The sequence below is a fragment of the Sphingobacterium arenae genome, from assembly GCF_014692505.1.
In the GTDB taxonomy this organism is placed as follows: Bacteria; Bacteroidota; Bacteroidia; order Sphingobacteriales; family Sphingobacteriaceae; genus Sphingobacterium; species Sphingobacterium arenae.
Window position 1 is genome coordinate 830629 of sequence record NZ_JACNYK010000001.1, and the last position, 26313, is coordinate 856941.

Annotated in this window: 15 protein-coding genes; 13 read left to right on the forward strand and 2 right to left on the reverse strand. The window is 44.5% G+C overall.

Annotation, left to right across the window (positions count from 1 at the left end; genetic code table 11):
- The first annotated feature begins 228 nt into the window (after positions 1-228).
- Positions 229-693 (forward strand): Crp/Fnr family transcriptional regulator, encoded by a 465-nt coding sequence (locus H8B17_RS03295; RefSeq protein WP_380934276.1) that lies wholly within the window; start codon positions 229-231, stop codon positions 691-693.
- Here H8B17_RS03295 and H8B17_RS03300 read toward each other — a convergent pair.
- Both H8B17_RS03300 and H8B17_RS03305 read right to left on the reverse strand, forming a co-directional pair.
- The gene (locus H8B17_RS03300; protein ID WP_190307726.1) at positions 690-1319 is read right to left on the reverse strand and encodes a response regulator; all 630 of its coding nucleotides are present in this window, start codon (positions 1317-1319) and stop codon (positions 690-692) included. The two genes, H8B17_RS03295 and H8B17_RS03300, sit on opposite strands and share 4 nt — an antisense overlap.
- 95 nt (positions 1320-1414) lie before the next feature.
- The gene (locus H8B17_RS03305) at positions 1415-3340 is read right to left on the reverse strand and encodes a tetratricopeptide repeat protein (RefSeq protein WP_190307727.1); all 1926 of its coding nucleotides are present in this window, start codon (positions 3338-3340) and stop codon (positions 1415-1417) included.
- A 232-nt stretch (positions 3341-3572) separates the two neighbouring features.
- On the opposite strand from H8B17_RS03305, the gene H8B17_RS03310 reads away from it, so the two are divergent.
- From H8B17_RS03310 to H8B17_RS03365, 12 genes are all read left to right on the forward strand, one after another.
- Positions 3573-4217 carry a hypothetical protein gene (locus tag H8B17_RS03310; protein ID WP_190307728.1) on the forward strand — a complete coding sequence of 215 codons (645 nt, stop codon included), beginning with the start codon at positions 3573-3575 and terminating at the stop codon, positions 4215-4217.
- A gap of 24 nt (positions 4218-4241) precedes the next feature.
- Positions 4242-4520, forward strand: coding sequence for a Bor/Iss family lipoprotein (locus H8B17_RS03315; protein WP_190307729.1), 279 nt, complete (start codon positions 4242-4244; stop codon positions 4518-4520).
- Between the two features lie 469 nt (positions 4521-4989).
- Positions 4990-7602 carry an outer membrane beta-barrel protein gene (locus H8B17_RS03320; RefSeq protein WP_190307730.1) on the forward strand — a complete coding sequence of 871 codons (2613 nt, stop codon included), beginning with the start codon at positions 4990-4992 and terminating at the stop codon, positions 7600-7602.
- Positions 7603-7664: 62 nt separating this feature from the next.
- Positions 7665-10160 (forward strand): pectate lyase family protein, encoded by a 2496-nt coding sequence (locus tag H8B17_RS03325; protein ID WP_190307731.1) that lies wholly within the window; start codon positions 7665-7667, stop codon positions 10158-10160.
- 302 nt (positions 10161-10462) lie between these two features.
- Positions 10463-10690 carry a hypothetical protein gene (locus tag H8B17_RS03330; protein WP_223816332.1) on the forward strand — a complete coding sequence of 76 codons (228 nt, stop codon included), beginning with the start codon at positions 10463-10465 and terminating at the stop codon, positions 10688-10690.
- 607 nt (positions 10691-11297) lie between these two features.
- Positions 11298-12917 carry a DUF4957 domain-containing protein gene (locus H8B17_RS03335; RefSeq protein ID WP_190307733.1) on the forward strand — a complete coding sequence of 540 codons (1620 nt, stop codon included), beginning with the start codon at positions 11298-11300 and terminating at the stop codon, positions 12915-12917.
- Between the two features lie 38 nt (positions 12918-12955).
- Positions 12956-16195 (forward strand): SusC/RagA family TonB-linked outer membrane protein, encoded by a 3240-nt coding sequence (locus H8B17_RS03340; RefSeq protein ID WP_223816333.1) that lies wholly within the window; start codon positions 12956-12958, stop codon positions 16193-16195.
- An 18-nt stretch (positions 16196-16213) separates the two neighbouring features.
- On the forward strand, positions 16214-18139 hold the full coding sequence (locus H8B17_RS03345; protein WP_190307734.1) for a RagB/SusD family nutrient uptake outer membrane protein: 1926 nt from the start codon (positions 16214-16216) through the stop codon (positions 18137-18139).
- Between the two features lie 41 nt (positions 18140-18180).
- Positions 18181-19137, forward strand: coding sequence for a hypothetical protein (locus tag H8B17_RS03350; RefSeq protein WP_190307735.1), 957 nt, complete (start codon positions 18181-18183; stop codon positions 19135-19137).
- A 353-nt stretch (positions 19138-19490) separates the two neighbouring features.
- Complete coding sequence (locus tag H8B17_RS03355; protein ID WP_190307736.1) at positions 19491-22610, forward strand: SusC/RagA family TonB-linked outer membrane protein; 3120 nt, start codon at positions 19491-19493, stop codon at positions 22608-22610.
- Positions 22611-22649: 39 nt separating this feature from the next.
- Entirely contained in the window at positions 22650-24533 is a 1884-nt protein-coding gene (locus H8B17_RS03360) for a RagB/SusD family nutrient uptake outer membrane protein (RefSeq protein WP_190307737.1), read from the forward strand.
- A gap of 108 nt (positions 24534-24641) precedes the next feature.
- Positions 24642-26195 (forward strand): pectate lyase family protein, encoded by a 1554-nt coding sequence (locus tag H8B17_RS03365; RefSeq protein ID WP_190307738.1) that lies wholly within the window; start codon positions 24642-24644, stop codon positions 26193-26195.
- Positions 26196-26313: the final 118 nt, after the last annotated feature.

Here is a 26313-nt window from a genome sequence, read left to right on the forward strand (position 1 = left end):
CGTCGAAGCATTGATTTAGAACTGACAAATGTCAGAAAATGAACTTCCTATAATTTTTTATTACCTTCGTGTTTATACAATTAGCAGATCATCAATATGCTTTTGCAATACCATTTTGAGCACGTATGCGCTTTTGCTAGGAATTATAATATACGCTTCACCCCTGATGAATTTGATATTATACGAACCCAAACTAAATGTGAAGTTTTACCAGCGCATACCATACTCATGGAACAAGGTAAAAAAGTGGATAAACTGTATTTTCTCAACCGGGGGATTGCAAGATTATACCGTGTTCATCATGGAGTAGATCATACATTAGGTATTGTTTCGGATCATTATTTTTTATCCACACCGTTATATCTGCAAAGTGGCGAGATTTCTACCTGTTCCTTGGAATCATTGAGTGAGATTGATGTGTTGATATGGGACAAGGAAAGCGCGCTCTACTTGAAAAAAAATATTCCAAAGATGGAATCCATGGATTTGGCGGTCATGGATACCTTACTCAGATGGCTGCAGGACATCCAGATCAATTCCATCTGTATGACGGCGGAAGAACGCTACATCCATTTGATGGAGACCCAACCGATTGTTGTTCAACAAGTTCCGTTAAAGTATATTGCATCATTTTTGGCCATACACCAGGACAGTTTAAGCAGGATCCGTAAAAATCTGGTACAACGGAGCTAAATAAGACCGCGGAGGTAAGCCTCTTTAACAAGTCCCGCGGTCGTTTTTATATTAAGCTTTTGATTGAGGCTGTGTCGGTGAGATTCCACGGTACGAACACTAAGGAAAAGCTTGTCGGCAATTTCCTGATTGGAATACTCGTTTGCTATCAAAGCCAGAATCTCGAGTTCCCTGTTGGTGAGCTTAACGTATGCTGTCGCTTTTCTGCCATGAATAGATTGCTGTAGGATTTGTTGTTCAATCTGCTTATCAATATACTGTTCCCCTGCTGCCACCGTTTCTATAGCCTGAAGAAGCGACTCTTTTTCTGTGCCCTTAAGTAAGTAGCCCATGGCACCATTCCGCATCATTTTTCGCACATATACCACATCGTCATGGTTAGTCAGTCCAATAACAGCAAGCTTTGGATATAAATTAAGTAACTTTTTACAAAGATCTATTCCGTTTGTATCGGGTAGCTCAATATCCAGTAAGAGCACATCCGGTAGCTGTTCACTCATTTTCCGTAATACATCGACACCGTCCTGAGCGGTGAATAGGACTTGATATGCCGGTTCATTTTGTAGCATTTTTAGAAGCCCATTGATGATCAAGGAATGATCGTCTATTATGCCAATAGTTATCATATATGCTGAAGTTATTTTCTTGTACAAAAGAAGAAAGAATGGAGACGGTATTTTACCGTATTAGTACGGAAAACATTTTATCGTATCAAATACGTTTAAAGATCAACAGTTGCTTTGTCCAAACATGCGGTCATAGGGCAGTCAATCTCTATAAATACAGATGTTCCCTTTCCGATGCAAGATCGAATATCAATGTTGCCCTGCAGTGATTTTACGCGATTATTTAAATTATGAAAACCAATACCGTTGACCCAAAGCGGTTCGGTGTCGAACCCTATTCCATTATCTTCAACGGTGATTAGCAAGCGTCCCTGTTCTTCGCTGAGTTGTACAATTCCTTCAGTAGCTTGTGCATGTTTCAAGATATTGGTCACGCATTCCTGGATGACACGGTAAATGGTTAATTGGGAACTCTTGTTTAATTCAGGAAGCTCGCCAATGACGTAGCAATGCATCTGAAAGTCCGGTTTATTTACCCTTTGGCAAAACGATTGAATGGCGTAGCCAAGCCCTTCCTCGAGAATCATTTCTGGCGCAAGGTTGTGGGAGATATTCCGTATTTCGCGCACGGCTATTTCTATCAATTGACTTATATCTTTGAACGTCGTATGGGGGTCGCTATGTTCGGTCATGGCATTGATTTGTAGGCTTGCTGCCGATAAGATACTGGCTACACCGTCGTGCAATTCCTTAGCTGTCCGTTCTCGTTCCCGTTCTTCACCTGCTAGTTGTGCTTCGATCAGCTTCTTTTGCAATTCCGTTGATTGTGCCTTTCGTTTTTGTCTGTTTAATAGCCGTATGACGACCAATCCAAAGGTTAACAGGAATATCGAAAATATATAGATCATAAACCATGTATTCTTGCGGTCGAGTTCGGCGGCCTGCTCTACAATTTTGAGATCCCGTTCGGCGATTTGTTTTCTGTTTTGCGCGGTTTCGTATCGTACTTCAAGTTCATGTATCGTCTTTTGTGTTTCTTGGTTTTGTAGCGAATCCTTTAATTGTGCATGTTTTTTTTGAAAATCCAGTGCTTGTTTGTAGTACCCCAGGGCTTCATTGATGTCGGCGCCATCTTTATATAAGTCGATAAGCTGCGGTGTTGCCAATTCCTTTACCGCTAGTTTATGGGCCTTTTCGAAATATTCTTTTGCAGCTTGTGCATTACCTATTTCTTTAAATACGCGCGACATACCCGATAGGGTATAAACCTCATTTCCTGGCATAGATTTCGGCGTGATGGCCAGCGCTTTGGAAAATGTCTCGAGTGCCAACGGATAATACCGCTGCATACGGTATACATCGGCGAGATTATTAAGTGCCTTGATTTCCATGGGCAGGTCTCCATAAGAACGTCCTATAGATAAGTACTGTTTTCCATGTTGTACAGCATCGGTCAGTTTTCCGGCCATAGCTTCCGCAACCATGACATTAACCAAGCTGTTGCCCATGGCCACAGTGTCCTTTAATTGCCGGGCAATCTCAAAGGACTGCCAAGCATATTGTAGACCTTTGTCCAGATCATGGAGATCCAGCAATAGAGAGCTCAAATTATTAAGATATTTTCTTCTATCAGACAAATCCTTGTAGGTCGGATCTTTGATTTCGTTGGAAATTTCCAGTGCACTGATTAAATTGTTTGCAGCGTCTTCTAGCCGTCCTTTAGCCTGATGTTGTAACGCAATATTATTATAGGCCGCCGCCGCTTTCGGTCGGTTATTTAGACGTAAACTTAGGGTTAATGCGAGCCGCGCATATTCCATAGCTTCATCAAACCGCACCTGATCATACAGAAATACACTGTAGTTGCCTGCGAATAACAACTTGCCTGATTCTGAATTCAATTGATTGGCAAGATTACCGGCTTGCCGGAAATAATATTCCGCAGAATCGGGAAATCTTGCCTTGTGTTTTTGTTTCGCCATTTCCACTAAATGTGAAATTTGAGTAGTGTCATTCCGCTCTATGAAAGAAGAAGTTTCGGAAGGTAGGACGACAAAAAGAAATAAATAAAATGTGTACATAGATAATCTAGTAATATTCTTTATGGAGCTGAAATATAGATCGTTTAAATTTTTCTACGCATTTCTTTCTACTAAAGTTGTTATTGATCGACGAAGCGCATTAGCGAGCGACTAAGATACAATGGAATTTTGATGCTGGACATCCGTACCAGTACGGAAAATTAGTGAATACGCTTTACTACAGTTGTTCCAAGGGTGATATCCGTTTAGTTTCGCAAAAAAAATAAATATTATGAAGAAAATTGTATTCATTGTTGTGTCAGGTTTGTTGTTGTTGATGTTGTTTTCCTGCAAGCGCGACGAAGATCGGGAACCGGAGAAACCGACATTTCCCTTTATGAAAGTGGGTAACCAGTGGAACTATAGGATGATAACCGAAGGTGGCGAGACGGAAATCAGCTATAAGATTGCAGATAAAGTGCAAGAAAACTACTTCAAGGTGCTGTTGAATTTTGTAGGTTCAGAACTGCCTTCGGTGGACCATTTTTGGTACGCTGATCAAGAGATTTTTACAATGGCAACGGGTTGGCCAGACAGTGACCTTAAATTTACGATGTTAGAAAAGGATGCTAAGGTTGGGGACCGTTGGGAATATTTTATTCCAGCACCTTTGGATCCGGAGGATGATGATCTTTCGGGAACGATCACCTATAAAATAATAGCGGTGGATGCTTCGACAACCGCCATTGGAAAGACGTTTACGGATGTATATAAAGTAAGGCACACGGCGTCGTCTCACCCGCAATTCTATGCGGACTATTTCATTAGTTTGTCATCGGGAATCATAAAAATGGAGGGAATGGGATATGTGCGGATTGATGACGAAGAGATTGCGTATTTTCCGCTGGCGTGGGAATTAAAATCAAAGAATTTTTAGTACAGAATTTTGTGTCAATTTACAATGAGAATGGAGTTGCTCTATGTGCTGTGTATACTAACGTTGATCGCTAACAATAAAACAGCCTATCCGCCAATAGATCAAAAAAAGATAATTTTAAATCACTACGCCGTATACGGATTATTACCGGAATCAAAAAACGGTACGGATACGGCATCAATGAAGTCGGGAAGTGGCCGTTTTAAAACTGATCGAACGTTTAAGAACGGTTTGTTTTCTGCCGTAACGTTAGGCGTATATACACCAAATAAGGAATTTGTAACCAGTGATGAGCTTCGCTAAGGTTTTTAAAATTCGCGTAGTCATATATACTATACGTACCATCGGGTTGACTGGTTTGCTTACTTTAACGTTTATAAGCGCAGTGGAAATTTATAATACATTATATTTTAATTGGGGAAGTCTTAACGCCTACGGGATAGGCTTTCTCATTGGAAATATATTGTTGCTTTTTTTTTCGATACTGCTAAGTTGCAGATTAGCAAAGTGTTTGTAGGGTAGAAAACGTCAGTAAGCCGGTTGATTTCTGAACGCATTGGGATGCCTGTTGAAGAAGTTTTGCGGTATCTTTCGTTGTATTCTGATATACAGTTTGTTAATTCGATAAGATATTGCAAGAAAGCGTAAAAATGATATAATAAACAATATACAAAGCCTATTACATTTGAATAGACGTAAATAGTTGATTCAATAGATACCTTTTTACACCTATTTATTTTACTGTTCAATATAAGTTTAGTAAGGCTCTGAGATGAAAAAATATTTGTTATTAATTTCATTCATTATAACGTCGTTGACTGTTTTTGCGCAAGGAATCCAGTTAAAAGGAGTAGTGGCCGATTCAACGGGTACTCCTATACCGGGGGCGTTGATTAGTCTCCAATCAGCTAACCAAAAATTGTCGATGTCTACCGATGTTAATGGTTTCTTCTTGTTTCCGGGAGTCCAAGATAGCACAGTGAACATCATCGTTCAATCTATGGGATATGATCATCTACAACAATCCTTTTCCGTAGATAGGAAACTTACCGTTAATGATATAGGAACGGTTAGATTACACAGTGCCAATAGTGTATTGGATGAGGTGATGGTCACGGCCATGATACCAGTTATCCTAAAGGAAGATACGGTACAATACGATGCGCGGGCATACCAAGTACGGGAGGGCGATGCGGTGGAAGAGATGGTGAAAAAGCTACCGGGCATCGATGTTGACAACGATGGAAATATCACGGCAAACGGTGAACCGATTACGAGTATACGTCTTGATGGTAAAGAATACTTCGGCGATGACGTCGCCGGTGCAATCCAGAATTTGCCTGCTGATATCGTGAAAAATCTACAAGTCATAGATGATTATGGCGAACAAGCAAATGAGACGGGGTTAAAAAGCGGTACGCCGGAAAAAGTGCTGAATATCAACCTTCAAGACGACAAAAAAAGAGGATATTTTGCCCGGGGTGCTGCAGGTTTGGGTACAGAGAATAGATACAATAGTCGATTAAGGGGGAATTATCTGAACGGAGAACAACAATTATCGCTAGACGCCCAAGCGAGCAATAATAGGGGCCGATCTTCGGGTGTTAATGATAGGAAGTCTGTCAAGGGGAACTATAGGGATAACTGGAACAAAAAATTAGAATCGTACGGCAATTACCGCTTTGATGTCAATGATAACGATAGTTGGGTAAATACCAGCAGCGAGACTTTTTTTCCGGATTATACGCGATATGAAGTAAAGGAAAGTAGTCGTCGGAGTAAAAGTAAAAGCCATCGCTTTTCCTGGAATTTCGAGTACCGTCCCGACACCAGTAATTATATAAAAATTGAACCCGACATCCGTTACGAAACGAATCGCGGTACGAATACGGAATCTAGTCAAATACAGCTTAACAACGCTACTTCACATCGGGAGACCCGCGGAGGATCAGCAGATCGTTCTATGGATCTAGGGCTGGAGGTCTTCTATAACCATAAATTTCGGAAACCGAGGCGAAATCTGACGCTGGAGATGGAAATCAATTCCGCTACTGGACAAGGAGACCGGCATGTACAGAATGACTATTTGGATACCGACGAAGAGGGCAATAGCGCCGCTGAACAACAATACCAAGACACCTATAACCGCGAGGGGAATCTTCGTTCCCAAGCCAGAGCTTCGTACTTTGAACCATTGAGTTCGGTGTCTTTCCTCGAACTGGCCTATCGGTGGAACCGTACGTCGAATGATATCTTAAAAGAAACGTTTGATATTGACCCTGCGGACGGGGACGAAACGCTTAATAAGAACTTGAGCAATGACTACGACTATCATTTTACGACCAACCGATTTGGACTTAATTATCGGCTGAAAAACGAAAAAATAAATTCAACCATCGGTTTGTTTGCACAGCCGTCCACCCTATCGGGTTTTGATTTTACCAGAGATATCGAGACGTTTCATCAACACTTTAACTGGGTACCATCACTTCGGTTTGCCTATCAGTTTTCCAGAGAGAAACAATTGGTGCTCGATTATGATGGGAACACGAATCAACCGAGTTTTCAGCAGCTACAGCCGGTGACGGATAACTCCAATCTCCAAAGTGTAATAACCGGTAACCCGAATCTCAAACCCGAATTTTCACATCGAGGAAAAGTAGAATATAGACAGACGGATACACATTTAGGCAGCTCGTTGTATGGCCGGATAAGTATTGAACAGGTAAACGACAAAATCGTGACGAGCAAGAACATTGCTGATGACGAGGTGAAACAAGAGATCAGTTACACCAATGTAAATGGCTCGTATAACGCTACCGGCGACTATTCGGTTACCGTACCGCTTAGCGAGCGAAAATTTGTTGTTTCTTATTACGGTGGTTCAAATTATAGCAATAATATTTCGTTAACCAATGACGAGCGTATCGTGGGTAAAAATTTAGGAGTAAGGCAGGGCGTCAAATTCCGTGTAGACCTGGAGGATATCGTTGACACAGAGTTAAACACCTCTTATAGCCACAACAATGCAAAGTTTTCAACTGCGTCGATGGATGATCGTTCCAGCAGCCAGTTTAATATAAGTCTGGAAGGTAGAAACTACTTTTTTGAAGATTTTACATTGGGATATGACTTGACTAAGAGGTTCAATAGAGGGTACAATGCTGGTATCGGGGATCCAACATTTTTGAGCGTCTATCTGGAACATCGTTTCCTAAAGAACAATCAGGCTGAAATCAGACTGCAAGGATTCGATATTTTTGGACAAAATACCGGCATACAACGTGATATTTTTGACAATGAAATCGTGGATACCCGGAGCAATCGTCTGAGTACCTACTTCATGCTGTCTTTTAATTACCGACTGCAGAATTTTGGAGGTTAATCGCTAACAAAGATCCTGTAGTAAACATTGTGAATTATAAACGTTAAAAAAACGAACAAAATATGTCTATAAAGAATATTATTTCCCATTTACTTCCCTATGGCTTTACCTTGTTTTGCCTATTAACGGCTCCATCAATTTTAGCCCAGCAGAAACCGGTGGTGAAGGTCGATCTTAATGAAACGAGCCGCCGAGTTGCTGAAACAAATGAAAGCGGTTATTCCTCTTGGCAGATAAAAGCAGGGAATTCTGACAGCTTTACGGAGGGTAATATAAAAATCACCTTCACAAAAGTGGATTCGGATAGGGGCGAGCTTGCCTCTGAATGGTACAAAGCAGGTATGGGGTCGCCTAACTTTGCCTATTTGGTTTCCGACGGCCTCACACTAAAAGACGGAGATGCAGCAGGAAAGATAGAAATGCGTATCAGCGGGTTACCCGAAGGCAAAAATACCTTACTGACTTATCATAACATCCCTCATAGCCCCGAAGGTAACACATTCAGTCCTATCGTGATTTCGCATAAGGATAAGAAGCTGACGGTGCAACCGAGTGTGAGAGCACTCAAAACGGCGGACGCTGTAACCGCTTATACACATCTGGATGTAAAGCAGGGCGAGGATGCCATTGTCGTATTTGAGGCCGGAGACCGAACAGATGCTGTTGTCAGGGATCTCGTTATCAACGCGTTCAAGATTAATACACCTGATGCGGCGAAGCAGGCACATTCGCCATCGCCGGGTAATGCCGATGAACATGCAGAACCGCAAGACAAAAAGCTTACTTTAACCTGGAGGGCGGCACCTGGGGCCACAAGACACGAAATATATTTTGGTTTGGATTCAACCACCATTGCAGACGCTACACCTGCCTCTCCCGAATTCAAAGGGGAGCAAAGCGCGACTGAATTTTTGACAGGAAACCTGTATAGTATGGATACCTATTACTGGCGTGTAGATGAAATAACGGGCGAAGGCAAAACGAAAGGTGATGTTTGGTATTTCCGGCCAGCGCAGCTGGCTTTTCCAGAGGCGGAAGGATATGGTCGACATGCACGTGGAGGTCGTGGCGGAAAAGTAGTAGAAGTCACCAACCTGAACGATAGCGGTCCGGGGAGCTTGCGGGAAGCCGTAGAGAATCACACGGGTCCGCGGACTATTGTTTTTGCCGTTTCAGGTATTATCCATCTGAAGTCCCGCTTGGTAGTGAACCAGCCTTATGTGACGATAGCCGGACAGACAGCACCTGGAAAAGGAATTTGTATTGCAGGAGCTCCTTTTGGATTCACAGGAAATGATGTGGTCGCGCAGCACCTGCGTGTTCGTTTAGGTGCGGGAAAAACAGCGGATGGAATGGGCTTAACGGGGGCAAACCATAGTATCGTAGACCATTGTTCCATTAGCTGGACGATCGACGAGGGTTTCAGCTCGCGTGGGGCAAAAAATATTACCTTACAACGAACGTTAATTTCCGAAGCGTTGAACTCGGCAGGGCATAGCAAATATGAGAAGGGTAAAATGCATGGGTATGCTGCCAGTATCGGTGGCGAAATCGGCAGCTTCCACCACAACCTGTTGGCGCATAACTATGGTAGAAATTGGAGCTTGGCTGGGGGATTGAACGGCGACGGGTTTTATAGTGGTAAACTGGATCTTCGCAATAACGTCGTGTATAACTGGGGAGCACGTGCGACAGACGGTGGCGCTCATGAAGTTAATTTTGTGAACAATTATTATAAACCGGGAGCGGGAACAACCCAGTTCTTTGCCTTCATCGGCGATCACGAAAATGTTGGAAAAGGGATGCAACGGTGCTATTTCGATGGTAATGTGATGCCGGGACACTTTGATGAACAAAACCAGGAAGAGGGTCGGAAAGCAAGATATAGCAATGGAGACTCCGAAAAATATGAAACATTTGTCGATCAGCCATTTTTTGATGCAAACGTAACGACCCATAGTGCACGGTTGGCTTATAAATTGGTGCTGTCTGATGTGGGTAACAACCGACCTGTGTTGGATGAACACGACCAGCGTATCATCCAAGAAACAATTGATAGCACCTATTCAGCAACAGGCAGCATATCCGGTAAACCGGGGTTCCCCGATCATCAGGACGATGTAGGCGGCTACGAGGATTATCCTGAAGTAAAACGTGCTGCTAACTGGGATAGTGATCACGACGGACTACCGGACTGGTGGGAAATCCATCGTGGGTTAAACCCGAATTCTCCGAAGGGTGATTTTTCAGATACCAATCTGGATAATAATCGCGATGGGTATACGGAATTAGATTATTATTTACAATGGATGTCCAAAGCGTACTTTAGCGCGGCAGCAGGGGAATCCTTAGAAATAGACCTTAAAGCATTGGCCAGAGGATTTACGAAAAAACCCATGTTCAAAGCAAGTAAGGCAGAGAACGGTACGGTATCGGTAGAAAACGGTAGAGCTATTTTCAAGCCGTCTACGGCTGGCGTAGGTTCGTTTGAGTTTACGGTTACCGACGCCGAAGGTGATAGTATGACCCGTAAGGTCAATATTCTTAGTGGGATATAATAGAATGACTAATTTGGACGTTCGTATCTTTTGATGTTTAACCTTGATTTTCTTTCGAACTATTTCAACCAAGTGCAGAGGACCAAGTAGTAATTATTTGTTTTACTGACTTTTTACCGAATATGAGCGCACGGGTACCGGATGTTTCTAGATCATATAACAGATAAAGTGTCTGGGTGACGTGCGTTCCCGTCGTTTTGCGGTACCTCAATAGCCCATTGCTGTATCTCTTGAACCTGATGAGGCCCTTCATGTGTTTGCCGAGACAGCGATATGCGCTCTCTACCTCCCTCAAGAAAGCAATGAAGTCCGTCCGATATCTTCCGCTGTCCCTCGACACCGGCAAGAGCCCCCTCGGTGCATTGTATCGGTACGTCTCTACGTTATATTCGTCCCTCTTTGTAACCTATTCCCCCTTCAATGTCGTCATCTCATACCTCGAAAATGTGTTGAGCAACGGCACTACCGTGTTGTCGTCCTTCGACATCACATTGATGCCCCTCGTAACCTCCTACACGGAGGACATGTAGACGTCGAGGTACCTCTTGCTGGCATAGATGCCCCTCGATATGATATTGAGTTCCTCCAGTAACGCGTTGATGTACCTCAACAAAGAAAAGAAGTCCTTCGTCAGGATAAAGAGGGAGCTCGTTAAGGCAATGAGGTCCCTCGCCATGTGTGTATAGAAGCCATCATTTTTTAGATATATGGATCAAGTATGTGTTCGATTGATAATATCTTATAATAAAAGGGCAATGCAATATAATATATGTGCAACGTTTATTATCAACTTTGTTACAACGACTAGCGATTATATATTTAAGTAAGGGATATTTCTTTAGTTCTATGTTAATATAGAATAGTATCCAAGAAAAAATAGGAGGGGAAGTATCACGGATATTGTGAAAAAAGGAGAGAGAATCGGCGTGTACTATGTACAATATTAACAGAGAGTGACAGATGCAACCGATTGTTTTTACGATAAACTAACTGAGCAGAATTACAGCATAGTCTTTTAATATTTGAAATAATGTAATATACCTTCTGCTGTACAATATATAGCGATGAGGGAGAATATAGATGATTTTTATAACAGTCTAAGTAGTAATTTAAATTAATAACAAATAACCTAAAAAGATGAGATTAAAAAAGTTTATGAGCCATGCCGTTTCATTTTACAGAACTGGGCTTCTGATGCTTTTGTTAGCTTCGATCTATGCCTGTAATAAGGATAGCGTGACTGGACCACCAACAAGTTTGACGGAGATGGGAAGTGCGATTACGCTCGTTCATGCTGATACCTCCTTAGTATTGCAGTGGGAGCGGGGACATGCGGCTTGGGAAGGCGACAGCCGTCAGGCGGTAGTATCCTACGAGGTGCAGGTTTCTTCTGACTCTACATTTAGTAACGCCGCTCAAAATGTATTCGATTTTATCACCGATTCTACCTCACTTTTCTTGAGTGATCAAGAACTGACACCACTGGAGCCTTATTTCGCTCGGGTACGTACCGTGTCCAGCACGGGGACAGGAGATTCTCCTTGGATGCGGACTTCACGCTTTCAAGTGAGGCCAATCGAGCTGTTTACGCCGATTAAAGTCTGGAACTTATCTCATGAAGCGGTAGTGCTGAATTTTGGAAGACATGGCGAGCTGACAAAAATGGTGGTGGAAAAAGCAGACGGAACTGATTCCCAGGAATTCGACGTGTCCAATGATAAATTAATTACCATGCAATTGGATGGGCTGACCTCGAACACTAATTACGTCGCCCGGCTTTTCCGTCACGATGATCGCTCGCTAGGTGAGCTTGAATTTAGTACTAAACCTACCGTAGAGGAGGCGGGTTATATTGACCTCAGAGGAAGTTCCGATCCGCAAATTCTGCAAAACACCTTGAATACGGTGCCTGATGGAAGTGTCATCGCACTGAAACGCGGTATGACTTATACCATGGGAGGATTTACGTTGGATCGTGGTGTAACCTTGATATCCGAACCAGGCTTTGGACCGCAAGCCCGTATTGAGATGTCTTCTTCCTTTAATGTGGAAGGAACCATGGATCTGATCAAGTTTGAAGATGTGCATTTTACTGGCGATATCGGCGGTAGTTATGTGTTTAACATCAGTAGAGTTGCTGCGATTAACAAAATTGAATTTGAAGCTTGTAGAATGTCCGAGCTACGCGGTGTGATGCGACTGCAGTCCGAAGGGGCGAAATCCGTGAATGAGTATGTGATCAATAACTCCATCGTGCAGAATATTGGGAATTACAACGCGCTTACGATAGATCATAACGATGCGAGCGTGCGTGATATCAGGTGGACAAACTCAACCTTCATCAATTTGCAATACCTGATGCGTCATGGTGGTTCGGTGAATGCTACTCTGAATGCCATGCTCATCGAAAATACCACGTTGTACCATTCGCCAAGCGACAACCGTAACATCATTGATGCTAGCCGCGGTGAGATTGGCAGCCTAACGGTTCGTAATACAATCATTGGTTATACATCGGGCGGGCGTTCCTTTAATCGCGTGATGCCGAATTCGATTACCGTGTCGAATAGTTTTGCAACTTCTGACATTACTTGGGGATCAAATACGCAACAAAGGATGATAGAAGGTGTAATCGCTTATGGACGAACCTCAGAAGAAGTATTTGCTAATCCGGATAAGACCAATTATGCGAATAGCGATTTGACCATTATCGATGCAGCGTTGTTTACTGTCGGTGACCCACGTTGGAGACCATAAGTGGAGAGGAGAACAAAGGAGATAAAACCTATTTTAGAATGAATAAACTTAAAATGAAGTATATGAAGAGTCGTGCTGATATGCCCCTAGCTTTTCTACGGGGAACGCGAAACGTGCTGTTGGCCTGCTTGCTAGTCGCTCCTTTTGCGGGAGTGGAGGCGGCCGATATACCTGCTCGAGAGCTGATGAAAATCGAGAATTTTGTCAACATAACAGGGAAAGTTATTGATCAGGATGGCAACCCTGTAGTGGGCGCCACCGTTTTGATAAAAGGAACAAAGTCGGGAGTACAGACCGATAAAGATGGAATGTTTAGAATAAACCTGCCTGAAGGAAACACACAATTGGTAGTGAGCTTTGTCGGCTATAAAGTACAGGAAGTCAACGTTGGTGGCATGACACGTATTACCGTTACACTGGAATCTACTGACGCAATCGAAGAAGTGATTGTAACAGGATACGGTACCCAGAAGCGTTCCGAAATTGTGGGATCCGTTGTAACCATTACCGGCGAAGAATTGATGGATATCCCGGCGCCAAATATCGCAGGTGCCCTGCGAAACCAGATTCCAGGTGTAGGCGTGAGCGAGGCCTCCGGCCGCCCTGGCTCGAGGATTACGCTGAATATTCGGGGGGCGAGTATGAGTGACGCTGGAGCTTCCATCAATGCGACAACTGAACCGCTCTATATCGTGGATGGGATAACCGTAACCTCTGATGTTTTTGATGCGTTGGATCCTTCCATGGTCGAAAATATTACCTTTCTAAAAGATGCCTCAGCAGCGATATATGGTGCCGCTGGTGCAAAAGGGGTAGTGCTTGTCACTACAAAACGGGGAAAACAGGGGAAACCCAGTATTTCCTATAATGGTTATCTAGGAGTTACGGATGCCGCGCGCAGGCCGGAGTTTCTTTCTGCATACGAATTGGCAGAATTCCTGAACGAAGGTTATTATATGGCGAATGCCTCCAGAGGCAGCTTCTTTTCTGAGGCGGATTTGGACTACCTGCGCGGGCTGGATGTGGATAGCTGGTACGATCAGCTTTGGAAGCCGGCAGTGATGCAAAGGCATAACCTGAGTATTTCCGGTGGCGGTGAAAATACGACCTTCTTTGTGGGCGGAAGCTTTCAGAACCAAGATGCGAACTATGCCGGTATGAAGCAGGATAAATACACCTTGCGTAGTGGATTAACGACGACCATTGTGGAAGGCTTAAAGGCCGATATTGCCTTTAATGTAGATCACAGCATTCGGGAGAGTAAAAACCAAATCGGGAACGAAACGGACGCAAGCTTCTATGAAGACATCGTATCTACACCCGATTGGTATCCGATGTACATTGACGGATATCCTGTTGATTTAGGCAATCGATCCAACCTCTTAGCAGCACTGAATTCCGGATACTTGGAGTCGCGTAAAGGACAGGGTTATAGCATTAATGCAAGTCTAACTTGGGAACCTAAGTTTTTAAAGGGTTTGTCTGCACGGGTGCAAATGTCGCAACGCGGAGGGAATGAAAATACGAACACGTATCGTCCGCCGTACCGCTTATACCAATTCGAACGCATGGGAAATAATAACGCATTCTTCTCGACGACGATGGATCCCGATGAAGAACCATGGGGAGTTGATAAGGACAACTCGTTAACACAGCCTACGCTAGCACAAAACAAGGGCTATCAGGGCTTTGTGACCTTGTCTTATAATAACACCTTTGCAGACCACACGCTGGGGGTTATTGTTGGAGGAGAACAAACGCGTGGTTATTCGGAAAATTTGGGTGTGCGATGGCTTACCCAGTTGGTTCCGGGCTTTGAAGATTATTGGGCATTTGATCAAAACACAATACAGCGTACAGCTAGAGCCATTACAGAGCATACCAAACGTTCAGGTTTTGGACGGGCTAGCTACGACTACAAGAAAAAATACATGCTTCAGGTAGTGGCACGTTTAGATGCTTCCTCGAATTTTGCACGAGGCGATCGCTGGGGCTGGTCACCAAGTGTAGGTGCCGGCTGGAACATTAGTGAGGAAGATTTTTTCAAAGACAATATCTCCTTTATCAACAATTTGAAATTGCGGGTCAACTGGGGGATTACAGGCGACGACCGCGTGTCGGAACGTCTCTGGCAGGAACGCTATCTGTTGGGGATTAATGACGGCTACTTGTTCGGCGACAATCAATATGGGGTTGGTGTAAATCCTTCTACATTCCCCAACTTGAACATCACTTGGGAGAAGAAAGAAACGTTCAACTTTGGATTGGATGCGACCCTGCTGAATAATAAAATGAACATTACTTTAGAGATCTTTAAAAATAGGACTTATGACGGTTTTGATAAGGGAGCAGATCAAACGAACCCGCTTTATGCCGGTCTGCTCGCACCGGTCGTTAACTACCGGGAGGCTTACAACTGGGGTTCGGAGATTTCGGTAGGTTATAAAACGAAATTAGCGGAAGACTGGAGCTTGAGCACGAATATGAACTTTGGCATCCCATTCTACGGAGGCTCCATTGTGACACAAATGCTTTATCCGCCAAATGATATCTTGGAAAAAGATTTGGATGATGGTAAATGGTTGGGGACAAAGTTCGGTGTAGATCCGCGAATTTACCACTCAGGTAATATAGGCTTCCGTACGCAAGGTATATTTCGTACCCGAGAACAATTGGATGCTTTTATGGTGGAAAATCCGAATTATACCATTAATGGGGAGGTTCCACAAGTAGGTTGGTTGGTCTACGAGGATGTCAACGGAGACGGTGTGGTGAACCACTTGGATCAGACCTTGCTTCAGGATCGTCGAACGAATAGTACGTTCGGTATGGGAGGGAATATTGGGATTAACTATAAAAGCTTTAGTTTACGAACAAACATCGTCATGAATTTTGGAGGTAGGGCGGCTATCGATAGCCGGGCAAGAACGAGACCGAGCCTTGATACCAATGTGCCGATACTTTGGCGTGATCGCTGGACGCCGGATGATCCGATGAATGGAATATATCCGCGCGCAGACGATCCTTATATTAATCGTCATGCGGATATATGGACCGTAAACGGAACGATGATCCGGATCAATAATATGACTTTTAGTTATAGCCTGCCGTCCAATGTCGCACGTCGCTTGGGGCTGGGAAGTGCGCGCATTCTCGCGACCGGAAATAACTTATGGGTACTGGTAAATCCATACAGTTACAAGGATCCATATACATCCAGCGCTTATAACTATCCTACAGTACGGACGCTTTCGCTGGGCTTGAGTGCTAGTTTGTAAACTTAATACGAAAGAGACATGAAAAAGAATATATATACAAGGATAAAAACAGGGGTGTTGGTCGCAATCTCATCGGCCGTCTTGCTTTCCTGTAATAATGATGATTTTTTTATCTTACCGGATAGAGGTGGAATAGATGCGGAAATATGGAGCATTGAGGGGGCTGTGGATTTTCACTTGAATGGAACTTATCAGGTAGTTATTCCGATGTTCCCTTGGGAATGGGGACGGGAGGCGAATGAGCGTTTTGATATACACATGGTAAGTGATGAGCATGTGTTTGCTTTCGGTGGAGGTTGGGGAGCGCAGGCGATGGGCATTACGGGAAACCCCTTGACAAACCACGATGTGCGTTATGTGGGAAACCGATACCAAACGGGCTATGGACTGAATCGCTACTATGATATTGCTCGCTGTAATAATGCCATTCGTTGGATTCCGGAGGGTGATTTAGATGCGGAAACCCAAGCGAGGTTTTTAGGGCAGTATCATGCGCTTCGTGCGATGGTCTATCTGGAGTTGGTGAAAGTATATGGCGGAGTCACTTTGGTGTTGGAGCCACAGGATCCGGACAATATTACAGCGCAAGGTCGTGCAAGTGCCCGTGCTTGTTTTGAGGTGATTATCGATGACTTGACGAAGGCGATGGAGTATTTGGAGGGGATAACCTGGACGGGGAATGATTGGGGACGCATTACCTACGAGGCTGCCGCGGCTTTGAAGGGGAAAGCCCTGCTGTACTGGGCAAGTCCGCAGTTTAATCCATTGGATGACCCTAAACATCCCTACGATGCTTCACGTTGGCAAGACGCCTTAATAGCGAATAGAGCCGCGTATGAAATTGGACTAGCCAACGGACACACCCTTGTTCCTGAATACGCGGATATATTTCGTATACAGGGATCTTCTAATCCGGAAACCTTGATTTCTCGACCGTATTCTTCGGACGTACAACGTAGAGGACACAACGGGGAACGCAAATGGCGACCGAGTTCCGAAGACGGATCGCCACATTTAGCCTACCGAGCAACAACAAAGTTGCTGGATGCCTATCCGATGAAGGATGGAAATCAACTGGGCGAAGACGGAGATTATACCTACGATCCGATTTTATTCTGGAAGGATAGAGACCCGCGTTTCGAAGCTACTTTTGCTTATAATGGTAGTACTTGGGCCTTGAGTGGAAACGCAAACCGCCGGCAATGGACCTATGAAGGTGCGTCCAATGATGGTCGTAGTGAAGGAGCCAATTGGGGTGTCTATTGCAAACGCTTTGCTTCGCCAACTCTGGCACGCACAGCTGTTGGCTACAACAACGATACCGGTGGAGGAAATCCTGTGGATTGGATCGAAATGCGCTTTGCGGAAGTGATGTTGAACCTCGCGGATTGTGCAAATGAAACCGGAGACATGGGGACAGCCAAGGAAATGGTACGCCAGATTCGCCAGCGTGCCGGCATTGAGCAAGGAAGCAATGACTACGGCCTCGGACATATTGCTAGTATCGAGGAAATGCGTGCGCTGTTGCTCAATGAGCGCATGATCGAGTTTCCTTTTGAGAATAAACGAAATGCTGACCTGCGTCGCACGCGGAATTGGCATAAACTATCGGGTGAAACATTGACGACGGTGATGATTGTAGTGGAACATGACGAGACAGCGAGTGACGCCGAAAAATTACGGAATGAGAAAATTGCGGAATTGGAAGCAATAGATCCAGAAACTGGACGGCCATTTCGGGATGGTATCGATATGAACGATCCGGTAGAGTATTCGCAACATTTTAAAGCACGAAGAATTGTGCAGGCGGCAAACTTCAGGCCTATCGATATTCCGGCGTACCATAATTTCTATACTTTCCACAACGACTATGTTTGGAGAGGTGTGGATATACACCCCACGATTGGCTGGGAGGGTGGGATTTTTGATCCGCTCGACGACTAATCAGGTTGTTTGATGAATTGATTAAATGATTAATGATGAAAATGATGAAATTTAAAAGATACCTGCCGATTTTCTTTACGCTATTGGCTTTTAGTGCCTGCAAGGTGGAGTCGGAAAATATATTTAACATGTTTGGGGATATCGAAGTTACCTTCCAAAATAGTAGTGAATTCGCCGTTACCCAAGATGCGGTGGTGAATGATGGCGATAGTGTGCACATCTATTTTACCGTTACCTCGGCAAAGGAGGATATGTACTCTGTGGTGGTAGATAGTACCAATGGTACCGGTACTTGGTCCACGGTGACCATCGATACAGAGGGTAATGAGCGTCGTTCCTTTTCCGGTGTGCGAAAGTTTAAGATGCAACGCGACGGAAAGGTAACCTTTCGTTTTTATGCCCGTGATTTCAAAGACGAGTATCTGGGAGACGGCTATACTTCCATTACAATAAATGCCCGCCCGAGCTTCGATCACTTTGTGAATAGACGGCTGTATGCACCGAATGAAAACACGCCGGAATTGCCGTGTTTTTTATCGCTCACAACAGGGCGAAGCTATAGTTATAGCGAAGGAAGCAGTGCGTCCGCTCAAATTGATTTTGGAATTGATACCGTGTTGACGGCGGATCCAAATAACCCTACGGAATTGGTGTATAACCTCTACTCAACAAGTGTGGAAGAATACCCCGTATCTTTCTATGATCTTTCCGGCTGGACCCAACGAGAAACGCTATTTAGTGTTCCGATCTATAATTACTCGAATACGAACTATACTCGTGTCTTGGTGTCCGGTAGTAAGATTCAGGAAGAAGCTGAGAAATTGACGATCGATCGTAAGCAAACAGATGGAATTCTTCATACTCAAGGCTTGACTCCGAATACTTTGTTGTACTTCCTGACACCCGAGGGCAAATATGGCGCCTTGTATGTAACGCAATCCACACAGGACACAGATGGCAAGCCGTATATCAATGTGCACGTAAAGATTCAGAAATAAACAGAATAAATAACCTAACTATGTTATTATCCATCCGAGCATGTCAAAAACATGTTCGGATTTTTTTATGCGTTGAGAATATAACGAGTCACGACAAAAGACAGATGTTTGGAAAATAGATGTTTGAATGATGTGATAATATTATATAGTGATAAGGTAATGCGATATAATATTATTACTCAGGTTTTTGTCAATTTTGTGGTAGAGGCTGACAGTTATAGATTAGTTTACAGTTTTTATCAATAATTGACCGATAAAGAGTACGTAGATGTAAAGTGTCGATGTAGAATATTAGCATCTTGGTTAACGAACTACTAACTAGGTTTCCATTCATATTATAAACATTATTAACTATGGTAAAATCAAGTAAAAAATGGATTTGGGCAGCCACCTGTGCATCGGCATTACTTTTTGCCCTGCCTATGCCCGGGCAAGCGCGTGTCGCCATGGAGTATCAACAAACGGAGATTACGGTGAGCGGACAAGTGCGGTCATCTCAAGGTGAGGCAATCGCAGGGGTTACCGTCCGTTATGGTGGTGCAGAAGCGTCTACCGATCAAAACGGGAGGTTTTCCTTTCAAATGGCTACAGCGGGAGACGTTGTTTTTTCGGCTGTTGGGTATGCTCCTCATACGGAGCGTGTAACGCAAGATACGGTTCTTAATGTGGTGCTGCAAGCTGGTGAATCCACATTGGAAGAAGTAGTCGTTATCGGTTATGGTTCGGTGAAAAGAAAGGACCTGACAGGAGCAGTGTCTTCGGTGAAAGCCGAGGAAATTGCCATGGCACCCGTTGCCAATCCGATAGAAGCGTTGCAGGGTCGGGTGGCGGGAGTGGATATCGCACGGGAATCTGGACAGGCTAATTCAGGATCTAGTATCCTCTTGCGTGGAAATAGATCGTTGACGGCAGGTAGTGAGCCCTTGTATATTATCGATGGTATACCCGGAAGTATCACGAACCTCAACCCCAATGATATCGAGAGTATCGATATCTTGAAAGATGCCGCTTCAACCGCTATTTACGGCTCTGCTGGGGCAAATGGTGTTTTTATTATCACGACGAAAAAAGCAAAGGTAGGCCGTGTGTCTGTTAATTTTGATGCCTATGCTGGCGTAAATGCGAATGGTCGTTACCCTTCTGCGTTACAACAAGACACCTGGCTACAGTATCTGGAAGATGGTTTTGTGGCGACGAACGGACGCCCGTCTGCCGATAGAAACGAACTGTTGACGGCTTGGAGCTTGAACCCTGAGCAGGTTAACCCCTATATTGACAACGGCAAATGGATAGACTGGGTGGATGAAACCTTGCGTACCGGTGTACAGCAGAATTACTCGCTTTCTGTCAACGGCGGAACGGAAAAGACACAAGGTTATTTCTCTCTCGGTTATAACTCGACGAAAGGGATCTACCGAAGTGATCAATCCGATTTGTTTACGGCAAGAGCGGGTGCGACAAGCAAAATTGCCGAATGGTTTACAGGTGGTATCGTAACAGGTCTGACCTGGAGAGATAACGAGAGCCGTCCGAGTCGCCTAAACAAGACATTCGACATGGCACCCATAGGGGAGGTTTATGATGCGATGGGTAATATCAACGTTTACCCCGTTGAGGGGATGACTATGCCAAGTCTACTAGCCGATGACATTCCAAATACATTACGTCAGAATTCAAAGCAACTGGCGGTAACCGTGAACCCTTATGTTGATGTTGATATCGCGAAAGGCCTGACTTTCCGTTCCATATTGGGAGCGACACTAAGTAACCGGAGAACTGGGAACTTTAACAGTGACCGCACGTATATGATGCTGACGGGGAGTTCAACGCCGATACGTAACGGCAGCTACGAAACTGCATTAGCATACAATTATGTATGGGAGAATATCTTAAATTATGAGACTAAGCTCGGACAGAACCATGACCTGTCGGCGACTTTGGTTTCGTCTTGGGCAGACAATCAAAGCGAAAGTTCTTATGCTTACAACGAAGGTTTCTTGTACGATGAATACGAGTTTTATGCGTTGCAGGGTGGAACAAAAGCGAATGTAATGTCAGGTTATTCGACAACCAAACGGATGTCGGTTGCCTCACGGATCAACTATGGATATAAAGGCCGTTATTTACTGACCTTGACACAACGTACCGATGGAGTTTCACAATTGGCACGTCGTTGGGATACGTTCTTAGCCGCGGCCGGAGCGTGGCGGATTAGTGATGAGAACTTTATGGAAGGGACGCGGGATGTGCTCAGCGATTTGAAGCTTCGGGTATCCTATGGTGTTTCCGGTAACTCGGGCATCGATCCATATTCCACGCGGACAGAGGTAACCAGTTCTGGATTAGACCAGATCAACTTGGGTGGGGGTGTTTTGCCGGTAGCTGTGTTGACGCAAGCGGTTGGTAATCCGGATCTGACTTGGGAAAAGTCTTATAACTTCAATGTAGGGTTAGACTTTGGTTTTTTCAATAATCGTATAACGGGTGCTGTAGAATGGTATGATACCGATACCCGGGATGTGTTATACGCACGTGACTTACCGTTTTCTAGCGGCGGTTTTACCCCCAAATTGCCGTATAAGATGACAGCCAATTTGGCGCGTATGAACAACCGTGGAATGGAGGTAACACTGACAGGGAATAATATCCTGAACGGAGATGCATTTAGATGGAACTCGACGGTAACTTTTGCACACAACAGAGAGCAGGTGCGCTCCATTGATTTAGGTAGTGGTATTTCGGTTGATGACCTGATTTCTTTGGGGTTATTTATGGGTAGACCGAGCAATACCTTATACGGGTATAAGAAAATCGGGATTTGGCAAGAAGGAGAAGCTGCTGATGCCGCGGCATTCGGCTTACTGCCAGGGGATGTGAAAACGCAATCCAACTTAACCAAGACCAGCGATGGAGTTTGGGTGGACGGAGAGGGCGTAGAATACTCTGCGGATAATCCGTATTCCATTTCGCCTGATGATCGGGTCATATTAGGACAAGGGAGCCCTAAATGGACAGCCGGTTGGCAAAACACGTTTAATTATAAAGGGTTTGACTTGAATATTTTCACCATCGCTCGCTGGGGACATCATATTGATGCGGAATTGTTGGGTTATTTTGATTATAGGTCGATTAACATACCATCGGCTTATAACTACTGGACACCGGAAAATCCAACCAATGATTATCCGAGACCTTATCTAAATAGGACAGCGAATCATTCTAACCCGCTGTTGGGGATGAATACGGTCGATGCGTCTTTTATTAAAATTAAGAACATTTCTCTAGGGTATACGCTTCCCGAATCCATTACCAACAGAATAAAGCTGTCGAATTGCCGTATATATGCAACGATGTACAACCCCATTATCTTTACGAGAAGTCATTTGCTGGAAGGTATGGATCCCGAGACGGGTGCATCGGACTCGTTTCCGCTATATAGACAGATGGTATTTGGTGTTAATCTTTCATTCTAACGAATCATAGTGCGTAGTTTGAAAATAAAAAAGAAACAAATGAAAACAATAGGTTATAAAATAGTCCTCGGTCTTTTTTTGGCTACCGGCGTAAGCTCCTGTGCTTTGGACGAATGGAATCCTTCTACGGTTGACGTAGAGACGGCTTATAAATATAAAGATGGATACGAGAGCCTGATCAATTACTGTTACGATGGGATGTATTATTTCTATGGTAAAATAGATGGTATTGGCGCGATGGAGATGGGGACGGATCTTTGGATTAATGTGGCAAATAGCGAATCGGGATTTACCCTTTATAATAGTGATATGAACCCTGATTTGGGTACGCTTAGAGTGTTCTGGCGTGGGATGTATGCGACCGTGAATTACTGCAATACGGCTATTTACTATGCTGATCAGGTAGAAGGTTATGAATCGGAAGAAGCAAAGAATGCGAAGGTTGCGGAAGCCTACTTCTTGCGCGGATGGGCAAATTGGCACTTAGTAGAGCAATTTGGAGGTGTGTCGTTGACGACATTGCCGTTAACGGAAACCGGAGCAGTAAATAATCCGGTCCGGAGCAGCGAACAGGATTTTTATGATTTGATTATATCAGATTTGAAATTCGCGACGGAGAATCTGCCAACAAAGTCGGACGGAGAAAGAGGGCGTGTAACAAAAAAAGCAGCTTATGCGATGTTGGCGAAAGCCTACCTGCAACGGACGCGTTTAGGCGATGTGCAGGAAAATGCCCGTCTGGCGTTAGAGACAGCGGAGGAGCTGATCGACAATCAGAGTGAGTATGGCATTGCCTTATATCAAAGTGATGCAGAAAAATCGGGCTTTGCCAAACTTTGGGATGGCACCAATAATAAAAACAACACAGAGTTTCTGTTTTTAGAAGCGATAGATGCCATCGACGGCCGAAATCCCGAAAATTGGAATCGTGGAAGAACACGACAATATTATTTAATGGATACGCGTACCACTGGCGCACCTTGGGGAACGCAGGAAAGCGAGACGTGGACAGGGCGTTCTAACAGTCGTAGTTTTAAACCGACGAAATACTTGTTGACCGAAGTGTTTGAACCGGTAGCGGATCCTGCAGATACCCGCTTTAAGGAGTCCTTTTTTATGGAGCATTATAATTCCAAATGGGAAGATGTAACGATTAGCCAAGCTATGGTGAATCAGTATGGCAAAAACCCGAACCTGGTAGGTCATGTCATCAAAAATACGGCAGCAGGCGACGAAACGTTAGTACGGGGCGGTTTATCGACTTGGCGTATGGGTGTCACGAATATGGTAGATGATAACGACGATGGCTGGCTGGATGGCTTATCGATTTTGACGCCAAACTGGGTCATGTCGGCAGCGGACAAAAGAGATCTTCCGTTTTGGATCGTCGATCCCTCCGATCAGTTCCAGGTGGATGGAAAATGGGTGCAGCCGGGAAGTAACGCCATGGCGACCTATACACGTGAGATTTATCCTTCTTTAAAGAAATTTTCGAGTTGGGAATATATTTTGGATCGACAACAGTGGTTAGGTGATGTACCGATCATTCGCTTGGGTGAAGTGTATCTGATCGCAGCTGAAGCAGCGTTGCTTGCTAATGGTGATGCTAATAAAGCGCGGGGGTATGTCAACGAGATCCGGAAAAGAGCGGCTGTGACGTCAAGACAAACCGAAATGGAGGTCGCTGTTGGCGATGTAACGCTAGATTTTATCTTAGCCGAAAGAGGCCGTGAATTGGCCGGCGAGCAGACACGTTGGTATGATTTAAAGCGCATGGGGAAACTTACCGATACATACCTGCAGGCGACCAATCCGGATATTCTTTTCTTTGACGAGAGTAAACATACAGTTCGTCCAATTCCACAATCGTTCTTGGATGCTATTGCCAATCCGCAAGAATTTGGGCAGAATCCGAATTACTAGGGTCAGCCGCTAACATGATACAAGAGCCGGAGAATATGTTATAAGTACGCTTCGGCTCTTTTACTTAGATTTGTTTAGTGTAAATGAAGTATAAAAAATAAATAGTATATGATGACCAATAAAACATTTTCACATAAATCGTTGAAAAAAAGTCTGCTTTTTATAGCGCTTTTGTTGGCGGGAACGGGTGTTGACGCACAGCAAACACAACCGGAGCGTGGACAGATTCCACCTCATCCACCGCGATTGCCCGAAGGTGCTATCCCCGCATTTCCGGGAGCCTGGGGAGGTGGTATGTTCACCACCGGCGGACGCGGAGGTAAAGTGATAGCGGTGACTAATCTGAACGACAGCGGCGAGGGTAGTTTACGTGCCGCTTTAGAAGCGAAAGGACCGCGTATAGTTATATTCCGCGTAGCAGGCACAATCGATATTGAGGGCGATCTAAATATCAACCACCCCGATATTACCATAGCAGGACAATCCGCGCCAGGAGATGGTATCTGTATAGCTGGAACACTGAATATCAATACCCATAACGTCATTGTTCGACATGTGCGTGTACGTCGAGGTGTTCCGGAAGGGGGGCAGGGTGATGATAATATCGGTGGAAATCCACATCACCACATTATCATCGACCATTGTTCGACGAGCTGGGGAATGGATGAAAATATTTCGTTATATAGACACATGCGACCATCACTCGACGGAACGACGCAGATAAAAGACCCTGCAGAGAATATCACCATCCAATGGACGATTTCCAGTGAAGCATTGGATGCCAGAGGACACGCATTTGGTGGTACTTGGGGAGGAAATCCATCGACATTCCACCACAACCTCTTTGCGAGCAATACCGCACGGAACCCGTCTATAGGTATGTCAGGACCATTTGATTTCCGGAATAACGTGGTTTTTAACTGGCGCCACCGTTCAATGGATGGAGGCGATGAGACATCGCAAGTCAACGTGATTAACAATTATTATAAACCAGGACCAGCGACGAACGATAATATACGCGACGTATTTGCCCGTATTGAGCAACGCAGTATGTATTCACCCGGTAACGCCTGGAAAGAAGGAGATTGGTACCAGAAAGAAGCTAACCGTCCCGGTAAGTGGTATGTAGCAGGTAACATCATGCACGATAATGCGGAGTTAACCCAGAATAATTGGGCCGGTATGCGTGTCAAAGACGATGGTTCTACCGCAGAACAAGCCAAAAGTATTGCGGGCGTGAATACGCCATTTGTCGGCTGGCCAGTAGCTCCCCATCATACTGCAGAAGAAGCTTTCGAGGCTGTATTGGCGAAAGCCGGAGCGACATTACCAAAACGTGACGCGGTGGATACCCGTGTGGTAGAAATGGTACGCACCGGAAAACCGACGACTGAAACGGGTATCATTAAGGAGATTTCCGAAGTAGGCGGTTATCCTGAATTGACTTACAATAAAGCACAGGTGCCTGTAGATAGCGATGGTGATGGTATGCCGGACGAATGGGAGAAAAAATATGGTTTTGATCCAAACGATCCTACCGATGGCGCTAAAGACGCTGACGGCGATGGCTACACGAATGTGGAGGAATATTTGAATGGAACAAATCCAAAGGAGAAAATAGATTACCGAAATCTTGGTAACAACGTAGATACGATTAGTTAATCGAAGCTTATTTTCCGAATAAGAGGAAGCGTAAATTCAAACAGCAAATTATCCGAGTGTGTTAATAACATGCTCGGATTTTTTATTTTTATTCTATGGATAAAGATATAGAAAATGG

Bases quoted from the DNA above. Each gene is read 5' to 3' on its own strand.
- H8B17_RS03295 (WP_380934276.1), top strand. From the start codon at position 229: ATGGAACAAGGTAAAAAAGTGGATAAACTGTATTTTCTCAACCGGGGG.
- H8B17_RS03300 (WP_190307726.1), bottom strand. From the start codon at position 1,319: ATGATAACTATTGGCATAATAGACGATCATTCCTTGATCATCAATGGG.
- H8B17_RS03305 (WP_190307727.1), bottom strand. From the start codon at position 3,340: ATGTACACATTTTATTTATTTCTTTTTGTCGTCCTACCTTCCGAAACT.
- H8B17_RS03310 (WP_190307728.1), top strand. From the start codon at position 3,573: ATGAAGAAAATTGTATTCATTGTTGTGTCAGGTTTGTTGTTGTTGATG.
- H8B17_RS03315 (WP_190307729.1), top strand. From the start codon at position 4,242: ATGAGAATGGAGTTGCTCTATGTGCTGTGTATACTAACGTTGATCGCT.
- H8B17_RS03320 (WP_190307730.1), top strand. From the start codon at position 4,990: ATGAAAAAATATTTGTTATTAATTTCATTCATTATAACGTCGTTGACT.
- H8B17_RS03325 (WP_190307731.1), top strand. From the start codon at position 7,665: ATGTCTATAAAGAATATTATTTCCCATTTACTTCCCTATGGCTTTACC.
- H8B17_RS03330 (WP_223816332.1), top strand. From the start codon at position 10,463: ATGAAGTCCGTCCGATATCTTCCGCTGTCCCTCGACACCGGCAAGAGC.
- H8B17_RS03335 (WP_190307733.1), top strand. From the start codon at position 11,298: ATGAGATTAAAAAAGTTTATGAGCCATGCCGTTTCATTTTACAGAACT.
- H8B17_RS03340 (WP_223816333.1), top strand. From the start codon at position 12,956: ATGAATAAACTTAAAATGAAGTATATGAAGAGTCGTGCTGATATGCCC.
- H8B17_RS03345 (WP_190307734.1), top strand. From the start codon at position 16,214: ATGAAAAAGAATATATATACAAGGATAAAAACAGGGGTGTTGGTCGCA.
- H8B17_RS03350 (WP_190307735.1), top strand. From the start codon at position 18,181: ATGATGAAATTTAAAAGATACCTGCCGATTTTCTTTACGCTATTGGCT.
- H8B17_RS03355 (WP_190307736.1), top strand. From the start codon at position 19,491: ATGGTAAAATCAAGTAAAAAATGGATTTGGGCAGCCACCTGTGCATCG.
- H8B17_RS03360 (WP_190307737.1), top strand. From the start codon at position 22,650: ATGAAAACAATAGGTTATAAAATAGTCCTCGGTCTTTTTTTGGCTACC.
- H8B17_RS03365 (WP_190307738.1), top strand. From the start codon at position 24,642: ATGATGACCAATAAAACATTTTCACATAAATCGTTGAAAAAAAGTCTG.